The 12,278-nt window shown below is 66.4% G+C and carries 12 protein-coding genes; 5 read left to right on the forward strand and 7 right to left on the reverse strand.

The window, feature by feature from the left end; all coding sequences use genetic code 11:
- The first annotated feature begins 34 nt into the window (after positions 1-34).
- Complete coding sequence (locus tag LFT49_RS05920) at positions 35-1,093, forward strand: NAD(P)-dependent alcohol dehydrogenase (protein ID WP_237430048.1); 1,059 nt, start codon at positions 35-37, stop codon at positions 1,091-1,093.
- A gap of 25 nt (positions 1,094-1,118) precedes the next feature.
- Positions 1,119-2,591 (forward strand): mannitol dehydrogenase family protein, encoded by a 1,473-nt coding sequence (locus LFT49_RS05925; protein WP_237430049.1) that lies wholly within the window; start codon positions 1,119-1,121, stop codon positions 2,589-2,591.
- Between the two features lie 55 nt (positions 2,592-2,646).
- On the opposite strand, the gene LFT49_RS05930 is transcribed toward LFT49_RS05925, so the two are convergent.
- From LFT49_RS05930 to LFT49_RS05945, 4 genes are read right to left on the reverse strand one after another with little or no spacing between them, the layout of a single operon-like run.
- Positions 2,647-2,964, reverse strand: coding sequence for a putative quinol monooxygenase (locus tag LFT49_RS05930; protein ID WP_237430050.1), 318 nt, complete (start codon positions 2,962-2,964; stop codon positions 2,647-2,649).
- A 48-nt stretch (positions 2,965-3,012) separates the two neighbouring features.
- Positions 3,013-4,047: an NAD(P)-dependent alcohol dehydrogenase gene (locus LFT49_RS05935; RefSeq protein ID WP_237430051.1), complete on the reverse strand. Its 1,035-nt coding sequence runs from the start codon at positions 4,045-4,047 to the stop codon at positions 3,013-3,015.
- Positions 4,044-4,865, reverse strand: coding sequence for an iron-sulfur cluster assembly protein (locus tag LFT49_RS05940; RefSeq protein ID WP_237430052.1), 822 nt, complete (start codon positions 4,863-4,865; stop codon positions 4,044-4,046). The genes LFT49_RS05935 and LFT49_RS05940 overlap by 4 nt, the downstream gene beginning before the upstream one ends.
- Entirely contained in the window at positions 4,862-5,908 is a 1,047-nt protein-coding gene (locus LFT49_RS05945; RefSeq protein WP_237430053.1) for an amidohydrolase family protein, read from the reverse strand. Before LFT49_RS05945 ends, LFT49_RS05940 begins: the two co-directional genes overlap by 4 nt.
- Before the next feature lie 161 nt (positions 5,909-6,069).
- Between LFT49_RS05945 and LFT49_RS05950 the strand changes: the two genes are divergently transcribed.
- Positions 6,070-7,572 (forward strand): helix-turn-helix domain-containing protein, encoded by a 1,503-nt coding sequence (locus LFT49_RS05950; RefSeq protein ID WP_237430054.1) that lies wholly within the window; start codon positions 6,070-6,072, stop codon positions 7,570-7,572.
- Between the two features lie 31 nt (positions 7,573-7,603).
- On the opposite strand, the gene LFT49_RS05955 is transcribed toward LFT49_RS05950, so the two are convergent.
- Complete coding sequence (locus LFT49_RS05955; protein ID WP_237430055.1) at positions 7,604-8,350, reverse strand: haloacid dehalogenase type II; 747 nt, start codon at positions 8,348-8,350, stop codon at positions 7,604-7,606.
- A gap of 42 nt (positions 8,351-8,392) precedes the next feature.
- On the opposite strand from LFT49_RS05955, the gene LFT49_RS05960 reads away from it, so the two are divergent.
- Entirely contained in the window at positions 8,393-9,013 is a 621-nt protein-coding gene (locus LFT49_RS05960) for a flavin reductase family protein (protein ID WP_237430056.1), read from the forward strand.
- A 93-nt stretch (positions 9,014-9,106) separates the two neighbouring features.
- Here LFT49_RS05960 and LFT49_RS05965 read toward each other — a convergent pair whose 3' ends face one another.
- A complete protein-coding gene (locus LFT49_RS05965) occupies positions 9,107-10,489 on the reverse strand; it encodes an SLC13 family permease (RefSeq protein WP_237430057.1) in 1,383 nt (460 codons plus the stop codon).
- A gap of 12 nt (positions 10,490-10,501) precedes the next feature.
- On the reverse strand, positions 10,502-11,320 hold the full coding sequence (locus tag LFT49_RS05970; RefSeq protein WP_272912545.1) for a maleate cis-trans isomerase family protein: 819 nt from the start codon (positions 11,318-11,320) through the stop codon (positions 10,502-10,504).
- Positions 11,321-11,489: 169 nt separating this feature from the next.
- On the opposite strand from LFT49_RS05970, the gene LFT49_RS05975 reads away from it, so the two are divergent.
- Complete coding sequence (locus LFT49_RS05975; protein WP_237430058.1) at positions 11,490-12,275, forward strand: IclR family transcriptional regulator; 786 nt, start codon at positions 11,490-11,492, stop codon at positions 12,273-12,275.
- The last annotated feature ends 3 nt before the right edge of the window (positions 12,276-12,278 follow it).

Raw genomic sequence — 12,278 nt, forward strand, 5'->3', positions numbered from 1 at the left:
CGCTTCCCGCCCAACTCTTTCGAGGATCACTTTGATGACAACAACAACCACCCATGCACACGTTGCCGGCGCTGAGCTGCCCGGGACCATGCGGGCCAACATCCTGAGGAGCCAGGGTGACATGGCCATGGAAACCCTGCCCCTTCCGCAGCCCGACGCAGACCAGGTCCTGGTCCAGGTGGCCGCCGTCGGCGTCTGCGGCAGCGACGTCCACTACTACGAGCACGGCCGGATCGGCCCCTACGTGGTGGACCACCCGCTGATCCTGGGCCACGAGCTCTCCGGCCGGATCGCCGCAGTCGGCAGTGCAGTTGACCCTGCCCGCATTGGCCAGCGCGTCGCCGTCGAACCCCAGCGCCCCTGCCGCACGTGCAGACAGTGCAAGGCCGGCCGCTACAACCTCTGCCCGGACATGGAGTTTTACGCCACCCCGCCTGTGGACGGCGCCTTCGCCGAATACGTGACCATCCAGTCCGACTTCGCCCACGACATTCCGGACAGCGTCAGCGACGAGGCGGCAGCCCTCATCGAGCCGCTCTCCGTTGGTATCTGGGCCTGTGAACGTGCCGGGATCAAGCCCGGCAGCCGGGTCCTGATCGCCGGCGCCGGCCCCATCGGCATCATCGCCGCCCAGGCCGCCCGCGCGTTTGGTGCCAGCGAAATCTACATCAGCGACATCGCCGAAGACCGGCTCGCCTTCGCACTGGAACACGGCGCAACGCACGCACTCAACGCCCGGACAGACACTGTGGAAGGGCTCGACGTCGACGCGTTCATTGACGCGTCCGGCGCACCGCAGGCGGTCCGTTCCGGGATCAAGGCCGTTGCCCCGGCCGGCCGCGTGATCCTGGTGGGGCTCGGCGCAGACGACGTCGAGCTCCCGGTCTCCTACATCCAGAACCGGGAGATCTGGCTCTCCGGCGTCTTCCGCTACACGAATACCTGGCCGCTCGCGGTCCAACTCATCGCCGACGGAAAAGTGGACCTGGACATCCTGGTCACCGGCAGGTTCGCGCTCGCCGAATCAGAGGAAGCGCTCAAGTCCGGCAAGCAACCCGGCCAACTCAAAGCCATCGTCTACCCGGGCCGCTGACAGCCGGACCGGAAAGGAAAATCACATGCAGTTACTTACAGCGTCAACACTGGCAGCACTCCCGGCAAACCTCGGCAAACCGGCCTATGACCGGTCTGCCCTGACCGCGGGAATCGTCCATTTCGGCGTCGGAGGCTTCCACCGGGCCCACCAGGCCATGTACCTGGACCAGCTGATGAACGCCGGCCTGGCCCACGACTGGGCCATCTGCGGAGTGGGCGTCCTGCCCAGTGACGCCCGCATGAAGGAGGTCATGGACCGGCAGGACTGCCTCTACACTCTCGTGGTGAAGAACCCGGACGGCACCCGGGAAGGCCGCGTCATCGGGTCAATCATCGAGTACCTCTTCGCCCCTGACAGCCCCGAGGCCGTGATCGAAAAAATGGCGTCCGACGCCGTCCGGATCGTATCGCTGACCGTGACCGAAGGCGGGTACAACTTCCACCACGTCACCGGCGACTTCGACGCCGACAACCCGGACGTGGTCCACGACCTCGAAGCCGGGGCAGCACCGCGCACCACTTTCGGACTCATCACCGAAGCCCTGCGCCGCCGTCGTGACCGGGGACTGGAGCCCTTCACCATCATGTCCTGCGACAACATCCAGGGCAACGGCGACGTCGCACGGAAAATGTTCAGTGCCTTCGCCGCACTCAAGGACCCCGCCCTCGGCGCCTGGGTCGCGGAAAACGTACCGTTCCCCAACAGTATGGTGGACCGCATCACCCCCGTCACCACCGACGAAGACAGGAAGGCCATCGCCGCGGAATATGGTGTGCAGGACGGATGGCCCGTGGTCTGCGAGCCCTTCGAGCAGTGGGTACTCGAAGACCACTTCAGCCTGGGACGGCCGCCCTTCGAAAAGGCCGGCGTCCAGGTCGTGGACGACGTGGAGCCGTATGAGTTGATGAAGCTGCGGCTCCTCAACGCAAGCCACCAGGGCATGTGCTACTTCGGCTACCTTGCCGGTTACCGTTACGCGCATGAAGTGGCGCAGGACCCGTTGTTCGCGCAGTTCCTCCTGGACTACATGGACAAGGAAGCAACGCCGACGCTGCATCCTGTGCCGGGAATCGACCTCGACAGCTACAAGCGCACCCTCATCGAACGCTTCTCCAATGAATATGTCCGCGACACCTTGGCCCGCCTCTGCGCCGAGAGCTCCGACCGGATCCCGAAGTGGCTCCTGCCCGTGGTGCGCATCAACCTCGAGAACGGTGGAGAGATCAAGCGGTCTGCCGCCATCGTGGCGAGTTGGGCCCGCTATGCCGAAGGGACCGACGAGCAGGGCAACCCGATCGATGTGGTGGACCGGCTCAAGGACACCGTGATGGCCGCCGCCGCACGCCAGCGCCAGGAGCCGCTGTCCTTCGTTTCAAACCGCGACGTCTTCGGCGACCTGGTGGATGACGAGAGGTTTGTTGCCGCCTACTCCGAGGCCCTGGCCACGCTGCACCAGCACGGAACCAGGGAGGCGCTCCAAAGCCTCGGGGCTTGAAATCACGAGTGGATCCGACCTTGAACCAAGGCTGGGCAGCCGGCGGGGCGCCGGGCTACTCGACCGCGAGCTCCCCGAGCTTGGACCACCCGTCCACCGTGACGTTGATGATGTCCGGAGTCCGGGCCAGGTACGCCGGCAGTTCCGCCGTCGCCCGCTTGAAATGCTCCGACTGCACGTGCGCGCCGCCGGCCTCGTCATCGCGGAACGCCTCGATCAGGACGTAGGTGTTGGGGTCGGCCAGGGAACGGGACCACTCGAAGAACACGCAGCCTTCCTCGGCGTTCGTGTTCTCAGTAAAGTCCCGGGAAATCTCCGGCCACGCGTCGGCGTGCTCCGGCTTGACCGGGAATTTTGCGGTAATGAAGATCATCAGTTTTCCTCTACATGAAAGCTTGGTGAGGGATGGGCGAAACGGGTATCAGGGCACCAGGATGGCGCGGCCACGGACCTTGCCGGCGTCCAGGTCGCTGATGGCCTGCTGGAAATCATCGAGCTTGTACTTCTGGGTGTGCAGTGTGACTGCCCCGCGGGCCGCGAGCGACATGAGGTCCTGCAGGTCGTTGTAGGAACCCACGAGGTTGCCGATGATGTTGATTTCGGAGGAGATGATGTCGATGGTGGGCACGCTGATGTCCTCGCCGTAGCCCACCACGAAGTAGTCGCCGGCCTCCCGGAGCATCGCTATGCCCTCGGACGTCGCGCCGCCCTCGCCCACGAAGTCGATCAGTACCTCGGCGCCCTTGCCGCCGGTGAGGGCGCGCACCTGTTCCACCTGCGTGCCGTCGGCGAGGACCCCTTCGTCGGCCCCGATCGACTTCGCCAGCTCCAGGGCGGCCGGGTTGCGGTCCACCACGATGATCCGGCTCGGGGTTAGGGCCTTCAGCACCTGGATCCCGATGTGGCCCAGCCCGCCGGCGCCAATCACCACGCAGTTGTCCCGCGGCGTCAGCCGCTTGGCCGCCTTCGCCGCGGCGTGGTAGGCCGTCAGGCCCGCGTCCGCCAGGGCCGCCACGTCCGCGGGTTCCAGTGAATCGTCGATCTTCACCACGGACCGGGCGGAGGTGAGGAGGTACTCGGCGTACCCGCCGTGGGTGTCGATGCCCGGGAACCTGCTGCTCTCGCAGTGTACGTCGTCGCCGGAGCGGCACGCGCGGCACAGGCCGCAGGTGATCAGCGGGTGCAGGATCACCTTGTCGCCTTCCTTGACGTTGGTGACTGCGCTTCCGACGGCGTGCACCCACCCCGCGTTCTCATGCCCGATGGTGTAGGGCAGCTGCACCTGGGACTTTTCCGCCCACTGTCCCTCGAGGATGTGCAGGTCCGTCCGGCACACGCCGGCTCCGCCGATCCTGACCACGACGTCCCAGGCCCCGGCCACTTCCGGAATGGGCGCCTCGGTCATCTTCAGGCCTTCGTGGTAGCCGACCACCTGGACGGCTCGCATGGTGTTCATGGGTGGATCTCCTTGACTGTGAACGGAAGCAGGTGGTGATGGTCGGCAGGCTCGGCTCCCTCGGGCCGGTCTGTCTGATCGACGCCGGAGCCGGCGTAGCGTGTCCGCAGCAGGCCGCGGCAGAAGTGCGCATTGCCGTCGATGGAAATGCGGGTGGAGCGCGCCCGCCGCAGCGCCATCGGCACGTTGTCGGGCGCGTAGGGCGTGCCGTCATGGTCCACGAGGACGACGGCGGCAGGTTCCGCCGGCAGCCCAAGCGCCGTCCGCCGTCGTACTAAAGCGTCCTTGGTCCGGCCGGCCGGCAGGTCACCCAGCCGCACCGTCCCGACGCTTTCTTCCGCCAACGTGGGATCGGCGCGCAGCAGTTCGGTGAGGCAGCGCTCCATCGCGGCGGTGTGGGCTTTGCGGCGGAACGTCCACCGCAGCTCCTCCAGGCTGTGCTCGGCCTCGTGGCCGAAGGTGCCCCGGTATCCGGCGTCGGCCGCGAGGCCTGCGTTGATGAGGTCGGAGTCGTGGTGGTCATCGAGTTCAACCATTACCGCCGCCACCCCTGGCAGCGCCGAGACCACGTCCTTGCTGTCGGACGCCATCAGGTAGGCGAAGTTCGGCGAGCAGAATGACGTGGGCAGCCGCAGGTGCAGCAGCACTATCGCGCCCGCCGGGGAGCCGGTGATCTGGAGGGAACGCACGAAGCCCAGATCCGTGATGGGCTCGTCCAGTTCGGGATCCAGCACGGCCCCCAGCGCATGCCGGACGTCCTCTGCTGTCACCGACTCGTCCCGTTGCCGGAGCGTGCGCTCCGTCAACGCCGCCGTCATGCCGCGCCTGCCAGGTCCGCCCGTTCCGGCTGCCGCGGTCCCGTCTTGGTCTCGTCCGCGTTGGGGAGCTGGAGCTCTGCGGGCACCGGGATGTCATACATCTTGGCGGCGTTCAGTCCCAGGATCTTCTTCTTCTGGTTCACGGTGAGCGGGGCGTATTCGGTCATGTCTTCCGGGATCTGGAAGTCAACGAACCGCTCGATCAGCCAGCGGGGTGACCAGATGGCGTAGTCGCTGGAGAACTGGATGCGGTCCTCGCCAATCCAGTAGATGAGCTCGCCCATGATCTGGGCGAAGTACCGCGGCCGCGTGTGCATGAAGGGGATCGCGACGGCGAGGCCGCCGTGGACGTTGGGTTCCTGGGTGGCGATCCAGCAAAAGTCTTCCAGCCGGGGCAGGCCGACGTGCTCCACCACAAAGTTCAGGTCGTTGAAGTCGGAGGCGGCGTGGTCGACGTCGGCGACATCGAAAGCGTCCCGGTCCAGCGGGCGGACGGTGGGGCCCTTGTGGATGTGGATGTTCTTGATGCCGAGCTTGCGGCACTCCTCGAAATACCGGTAGGACCAGGGATCGGAGAGCTTGTACCCGCGGGATTCGCCGCGCCATTCGGCGGTGTAGAGCTTGACCCCCTTGAACTTCATCTTCTCGTGGTCGGCGCGGAGCCGGTCAAGGCCTGCCTCACCCTCCCGGGGGTCATAACAGTGGTTGTACGTGAGCTTGTCCGGGTGCGCGGCGGCCAGGTTGTATGCCTCCTCCACCTGCGCGAAGCCGTTCTTGTAGAACGCGCCGAGATACGCCGGCTGGAAGATCGCGTGATCCACGTAGCCGTCCTGGAACAGGTCCTTCATGAGGCGTTCGCCGCCCTGGTACAGGAATTCCTCGTAGGACCAGTGTTCCTCCTCGGGACCGAGGTTGCGGTGGTAGTCGTAGAAGCAATCAATGAACTGCTTGCCCTGGATATTCCGCTGGTTCTCCGGACGGGCGTCCCACAACGCGACGTGCGCGTCGACGATGAAGTAGTTCTCGCCGTCTTTGCTGTACATATCGTTCTCCTCCCCGCGACTGCCATAGTCGCGACAGGGACGACGCTATGGCCAAACGACCGCCGTCAACCTGTGACCGGTGTCTCATTTTGAGACAGGGCGGCATCGCCTTTTGAAGCACCACGCCGTAATCTCGAATGACCAGGACAAGGAGGGCGGCGATGGTGCCGGACCAGAACGTTCCCGTGCCGCGGCCACCGGCCGGCGGGCCGGGAGGCATGATGACGACTGTCTCAAGACGCCTCCTCGCCTCATGGCAGCGCAGTGAAGAATACGGCGTCTCGGCCGAGGCCATTGATCCCGTCTGGGCCGGGTCGGTGGCCGGTGACTCGCTGTTCTACCAGTGCGGCCAGGAGGTGCTGACCAGCCTGCACCAAACCCTGGCCAACGAGCCTCTGAGCCTGATGCTCACCGACGCCAACGGGCTGGTCCTCAACCGGTTCAGCGGCGACACCTCACTGCTGCGGGCGCTCGACAAGGTCCATCTGGCTCCCGGTTTTGCCTTTTCCGAGCGGGAAGCGGGAACCAGCGGGCTGGGTATGGCGCTTGCGGACCGGACGCCGAGCCTGGTTCGTGCCGAGGAACACTTCAGCGCAAGCCTCCGGACGTACACCTGCGCTGCCGTGCCGGTGATCGATCCCCTCAGTGGACGCCTCGAGGGCAGCGTGAACATCACCACTTGGTCCAAGTCGTCACCGGAGTTGCTTTTGGCACTTGCCCAATCGGCGGCGAGCAACACCGCTGCCCTCATGCTCGCAAAGTCGGGTGGCCACAGGCCGAAAGCGGGACCCAAGGGCGGCGTCTTCCGGGTCCAGCGGGGCCGGGTTGAGCCCGGTGCGGGAACGCTGCGCGCCATGTCCCCGGACTGGACGGAGGCATTGGACCGTGCGGCCTTGGCCCTTGCGGCAAACAGAGTCGTGGCCGCCGTCGGAGAACCAGGCTCCGGGCGCGCCACCTTGCTGGGGCAGGCTATCCGACAGGCGCGCCCCGGGAGCCGCATACTGTGTGCAGCAGCTCCGGAGCCTGAGGACGTAGAGGCGTGGTTGTCGCTCTGGACGCCCGAGCTGACCAAGCCCGATACCGCCGTGATCGTCGAAAACGTTGACCTCCTGCCCGCCTGGGCAGCGCAGGAGTTGAGCACCCGGGCTGCCGCCGCGGTTAAGACATTGCCTGCACCGGCCGGAAGCCCAGCCTCCATTACCTGGGCCATGACCGCGGAGGACCTGGGCGCCGTCCCGCAGCCACTGGCCGCCTCGGTGGAAACCGTGGTGCCGGTGCCTGCCCTGCGCGAACGCCCCACCGATGTAATGCCCCTGGCCAGGTACGCCGCCCGCCAATCGCGTATGCGTGACGTGGATTTCACGGCCGCTGCCGAACACGCGCTGACCGGCTACGGGTGGCCAGGCAACGTGGACGAACTTTTCACCATGGTCAATGACGCGGCCATGCGGACGGAAACCATCGATGTGCGGCATCTGCCCTCCCGGCTTGTGGGACGCGCCGGGCCACACCTCACCCGGATCGAAGCCGTCGAGAGGGACGAGATCATCCGGTGCCTTTCCCGGCCGGGCATCACGGTGGCCGCGGCCGCCAACGAACTGGGACTGAGCAGGGCCACCATTTACCGCCGGATGGCCCGCCTCGGAATTACGGCGCCGAAGTAGGCCCGGTTCGGGTCCCCTTGCCAAAGAGCGGTCAGGCCCCTAGCAGCTCCGCCAGTTCCGTGATGCTTGACGCCACCAGGTCCCAGTCGCCTTGAGGGGCCAGGTCCGCCGACTGGCCGGGGCCGTGTTCGGTGGGGCGGGCGATGAACGCCGTGCCCAGCCCAGCTTCGCGCGCCGCCCGCAGGTCATTGTTATGGGCCGCCGCCAGCATCACCTCACCCGGCTCAAGGTCCAGGAACTCCGTTGTCCGGAGGTAGGCCTGGGGCAACGGCTTGTAGGTGCCCGTCATGTCCGAACCGATGATCACATCCCACGGCAGGCCGGCGTTCCTGGCCATGTCCAGCAACAGTGAGGTGTTGCCATTGGATAGCGGGCCCACGATGTAGTGGCGGCGGATTGCAGCGAGGCCCTCCACGCTGTCCGGCCACGCGGGCAGCCGGTGCCAGGATTTGTTCAGCTCCTCCAGGGTTTCCCTGGGCACCGGTGCCGGTTCGATGCCGTGCTGGCGGAGTGCCTCGTCAAGGTTCTCGCGGTGGAGGGTGTCCAGCTTGGTGAAGCTGCGCTTTCCGGAGCGGATGGCTTCCATGGCTGGCTGGTAGAGGGCCCGCCAGTGGTCGGCGAAGGCCTCGGCGTCGAGCGTATGCGCGTGTGCTGCCGCGAAAGCTGCCACCTCCCTGGCCACACCCGTGCGCCAGTCCACCACGGTCCCGAAGGTGTCGAAGAGGACGGCGCGCACCTGGCGCCGGGTTGACGGTGAACGGTACAGCTGGAAACTCATGTGCGTGTCCCTCCTGCCTGCGGCGCCGGTTAGTCTGGCAGCATGCGAACTGATTTCAGTCCCTCAGCGACGTCCGCCCGTGATTTCTACCGGCTGCTCACCGCTGTGGTGGTGCCCCGGCCCATCGCGTGGGTTTCGAGTGTTTCCCCGGAAGGCATCGACAACGTGGCCCCGCACTCCTTCTTCACCGTAGCGTCAACCAATCCGCCCATCGTGCAGTTCACGTCGGTGGGGGAGAAGGATTCGCTCCGCAACATCACCGCGTCCGGGGAGTTCGTGGTCAACCTGGCCCCGGCCGCACTCCTGGAAGAGGTCAACGCCACCGGCACCAACTTCCCGCCGGAGATCAGCGAGTTCGACGCCGCCGGCCTGACCCGGGAGCCGAGCCTCACCGTGGCCGCGCCCCGGGTCAAGGAATCTCCGGCGGTGCTGGAATGCCGCCTCCACTCCGTGCTGCCGATAGGGGACTCGACCCTGGTTTTCGGCGAAGTCACCCATGCCGCCGTGAGCGAAGAAGTACTCGATGGCAGCCACCCGCGCATCGACCTGCTGGAGCCCCTGGCCCGGCTGGGCCTGGATGAGTGGGGTACCCTCGGCGAAATCCAGGACCTTGGCCGGATCCGGCTGAAGGACTGGCCGGGCGATTTTCGGCCGAAGGACTAGGGCCGGCCGGTTCGCGGTGCCCGTGCAAAGGGAAAGACAAAGGAAAAGGGACGCCCGGCGAGGACGTCCCTTTCCCTTGTCCGCCCGGGGCTCTTAGCCGAGGCCGAGCTGGACGAACACGAACCAGACGAGGAGCGGCACCACACCGATCATGGCGATGGCCCACAGCAGCAGGGCTCGGAAGAACATCCGCTCGTCCTTGGGCTGGGCGCTGGCCATCAGCAGGGCCCCGCTGGTGGACATGGGGCTGACGTCAACCACGGAGGAGCTGATGGCGATGGCCGTCACCACTCCCACGGGGGTGAGCAGCGGGTCCATGGCGATGGGAGCGACCACGGGGCTGATGACGCCGAGGGTTCCGGTGGTGGAGGCGAAAGCTGACACGATGGCCACCACGTAGCTGGCGATCAGCGCAGCGAGGGAGCTGTTGCCCAGGCCCGCGATGCCTTCCTGGAGTTCCTTCAGCGCGCCCATCTTCTCCAGCATGCCCACGTAGGTGACGATGCCGGTGACCAGGATGATGGCCGACCACGGCATGCTTTCCACCGCCGGCTTCTGCACGTTGGAGTCCAGGACGATCAGGACCGCGGCGATGACCAGCGAGGCGACTCCCACATCGAGTCCCAGGACGGTGGTGAGCACCAGCAGGGAGGCGATGCCCACCAGCGTGAGGATACGCATGGGGGTTGCGGCCACCTTCACCGGGCCGGTTTTGGTTCCGGTGGCCACAATGGTCTGTGCCGGTGCGGTGAGGACGGCCGTTCCGGCGCCGCCGGGACCCGAAACACTGCCGCTTGAGGGGGCGTCAGCGCCGTCGTCGTTCTTCATGGCATTGCCGCCGTCCGCCTGACGCGCCTCCGCCCTGGCTGCCCGGCGCTTCATGATGGCCTGCACCAGGGCGTAGGCGATCACGGCCAGGATGGCGTTGAAGATGAAGCAGTACGCATAGAGCTTGAAGGAATCGCCAGAAGCGCCGGCACCGTCCAGCATTTTGTTGCCCAGGACGCCGAAGGGGTTGACGGGAGAGAACGCGCCGGCGTTCGCGCCCTGGACGATGACCAGGCCCATGGCCAGGGTGCTGATGCCGAACCGCGCGCCCAGTGCCAGGCCCACCGGGGCGACGATGGCGATGGCGGCCGGCGTGAAGGCGCCGGCGGAAGCCAGGGCTGCGGTCAGCAGGAACATCAGGATGGGGACCAGGATTTTCCGGTCGCCGGCGAGCCGTTCCGCCCAGTACGCGAGCAGGTCGATGGTGCCGTTGATCCGCACGATGGCGAAGAGCAGGGTGGCGCCCACCAGGATGAAGAACAGTCCGGCGGGGAACTGTCCGATGACATCCTTGATGGACATCCCGGCCAGGAGGGTGCCCACGCCGAACGCGGCGACCGTGGCCAGCAGCCCGGCGTTGATCTTGGTGAAGGAACCGACGGCGAAGGCCGCCACCAGCACCAGGAACGCGATGAGGGAGAGCGACATGGTGCCCGCCGCCTATGCGTTCGTCTGAGCGGGGACGCCGGCGCCGGACAGCAGGCTGCCCGCTCCGGTGATGGCGGGCTGGTGGCCCAGGGCCTTGAGGATCTCGTAGGTGGTGGCCGTGGCCGCCGTGATAACCGGAAGTCCCAGCTCGTCCTCCACTGCCTGGACCGCGGCGAGCGACGGCATCTGGACACAGGCGGACAGGACGACGGCGTCTGCGCCTTCGCGCTGCAGGCTGCGGGCCAGTGCGGGCAGGTTCTGCGGGTCAAGGCAGCCAACCTCGAGGTTGTCCGCAACTTCGAGGCTGATGGCGTCCAGCACCGTGATGCCCGAGCCCTCGATGTAGTCCACCACCATCTTGGTCAGCGGCTTCATGTAGGGGGTGATCATGGCGACCTTCCGGGCGCCAATTTCGTGCAGGGTCCGGACCAGGGCGCCGGCGCTGCTGGTGACCGGGGCCGGGTGTCCGTTGCCGGCGGCGGCGTCGGCGATGACCTTTTCGGAGCCCTCGTGGGCTTCGGGGCCCTGGGCCATGACGGCCACCAGGCAGGCGTAGGCGATGACGTCCACGTCGGCGTCGGAGACCGCTTCGGCGCACTGCGCTGCCTTGCCCACCATGGCCAGCAGTTCTTCCCTGGTGACCTTCTTCATGCCGGCGCGGGCGGAGTGGAAGGTGTACTTGTGGCCGGTGGCCTCGGCCTGGCGCCGGAACAGTTCCGGCAGTTCGGTCTCCATGGTGGTGTTGGAGCTGGGGACGATCAGTCCAACCCGGCTCATCCCGGGGCGCTTGGGCTCGGGGGCTGTTTCACAGGTGATTGCGGGGGTGCTCATGGATTCTCCACGTCGTTGTGTTGGGGATTTGCGAGTAAACCCATAAAGTGGGTTCTAATCCCATGATGTGGGTCACCCTGATGGGATGTCAAATGGATCACATGCTGGGGCGGCTCCCTGCTCACTAAGCTGGAGGCTGGCGGAAACAGATTGAAAGGGTGTTCGGACAGTGGCGAAGGAACCGGGAGCTGGGGCCTCGCCCCTGTTGGTCCTGCATAAGGTGGCGGAGATTCTGGACTGCTTTTCGGTAGAGGAGCCCGAGCCGACGCTGCAGCAGATCATCCGCAAAACCGGGCTGCCGTCCAGCACCTGCCAGCGGTTGGTCCAGAACATGCTCCGCGAGGGATTCCTGGACCGCGACGGCGACCGGTACCGGATCGGTATCGGCCTGGTCCGCTGGGCTACCCCCGGGACGTTCGGGCTGGACGTGGTCCGGCTGGTGAAGCCGGTCCTGCAGCAGCTGCGCGACGAAACCGGCGAAACTGCCTGCCTGTACGTCCGGGACGGGGCGTTCCGGACCATCGTTGCCGTGGCCGAGACGCGGCACGTGGTGATGCGGCCGTTCATGGTGGGCATGGTCATGCCGCTGCACGCCGGCGCCCCCGGCAAGATTTTCCTGGCATTCGACCCCGGAGCCTGGGATGCCTTGGACCAGCAGGGGCTCGAGGGCTTTACGGCCGATACGCCGGTGTCAATGGAGACGCTCAGGCAGCAGACGGCCGTTGCACGCGAGCAGGGTTTCTTTGCGGCCTTCGGGGAACGCAACCAGGACGTGGGCTCCATCAGCGCGCCCGTTTTCGACCATACTGGACGGCTTGCATGCGCCGTGGGCCTGGGGTTCCCTACCCAGCGGATCGGGCCTGCCGACGTTGAACGGCTGGGGCCGGTGGTGGCCCGGGCGGGACTGGAAGCCAGCCGTGCATTGGGGTACGACAGCAGTCAAGCCGCCGGGTGACCG

Origin of the sequence: Arthrobacter sp. FW306-06-A (assembly GCF_021870055.1) — a bacterium.
In the GTDB taxonomy this organism is placed as follows: domain Bacteria; phylum Actinomycetota; class Actinomycetes; order Actinomycetales; family Micrococcaceae; genus Arthrobacter.

Bases quoted from the DNA above. Each gene is read 5' to 3' on its own strand.
- LFT49_RS05970 (WP_272912545.1), bottom strand. From the start codon at position 11,320: ATGAGCACCCCCGCAATCACCTGTGAAACAGCCCCCGAGCCCAAGCGC.
- LFT49_RS05965 (WP_237430057.1), bottom strand. From the start codon at position 10,489: ATGTCGCTCTCCCTCATCGCGTTCCTGGTGCTGGTGGCGGCCTTCGCC.
- LFT49_RS05940 (WP_237430052.1), bottom strand. From the start codon at position 4,865: ATGACGGCGGCGTTGACGGAGCGCACGCTCCGGCAACGGGACGAGTCG.
- LFT49_RS05960 (WP_237430056.1), top strand. From the start codon at position 8,393: ATGCGAACTGATTTCAGTCCCTCAGCGACGTCCGCCCGTGATTTCTAC.
- LFT49_RS05930 (WP_237430050.1), bottom strand. From the start codon at position 2,964: ATGATCTTCATTACCGCAAAATTCCCGGTCAAGCCGGAGCACGCCGAC.
- LFT49_RS05945 (WP_237430053.1), bottom strand. From the start codon at position 5,908: ATGTACAGCAAAGACGGCGAGAACTACTTCATCGTCGACGCGCACGTC.
- LFT49_RS05955 (WP_237430055.1), bottom strand. From the start codon at position 8,350: ATGAGTTTCCAGCTGTACCGTTCACCGTCAACCCGGCGCCAGGTGCGC.
- LFT49_RS05950 (WP_237430054.1), top strand. From the start codon at position 6,070: ATGGTGCCGGACCAGAACGTTCCCGTGCCGCGGCCACCGGCCGGCGGG.
- LFT49_RS05925 (WP_237430049.1), top strand. From the start codon at position 1,119: ATGCAGTTACTTACAGCGTCAACACTGGCAGCACTCCCGGCAAACCTC.
- LFT49_RS05935 (WP_237430051.1), bottom strand. From the start codon at position 4,047: ATGAACACCATGCGAGCCGTCCAGGTGGTCGGCTACCACGAAGGCCTG.
- LFT49_RS05920 (WP_237430048.1), top strand. From the start codon at position 35: ATGACAACAACAACCACCCATGCACACGTTGCCGGCGCTGAGCTGCCC.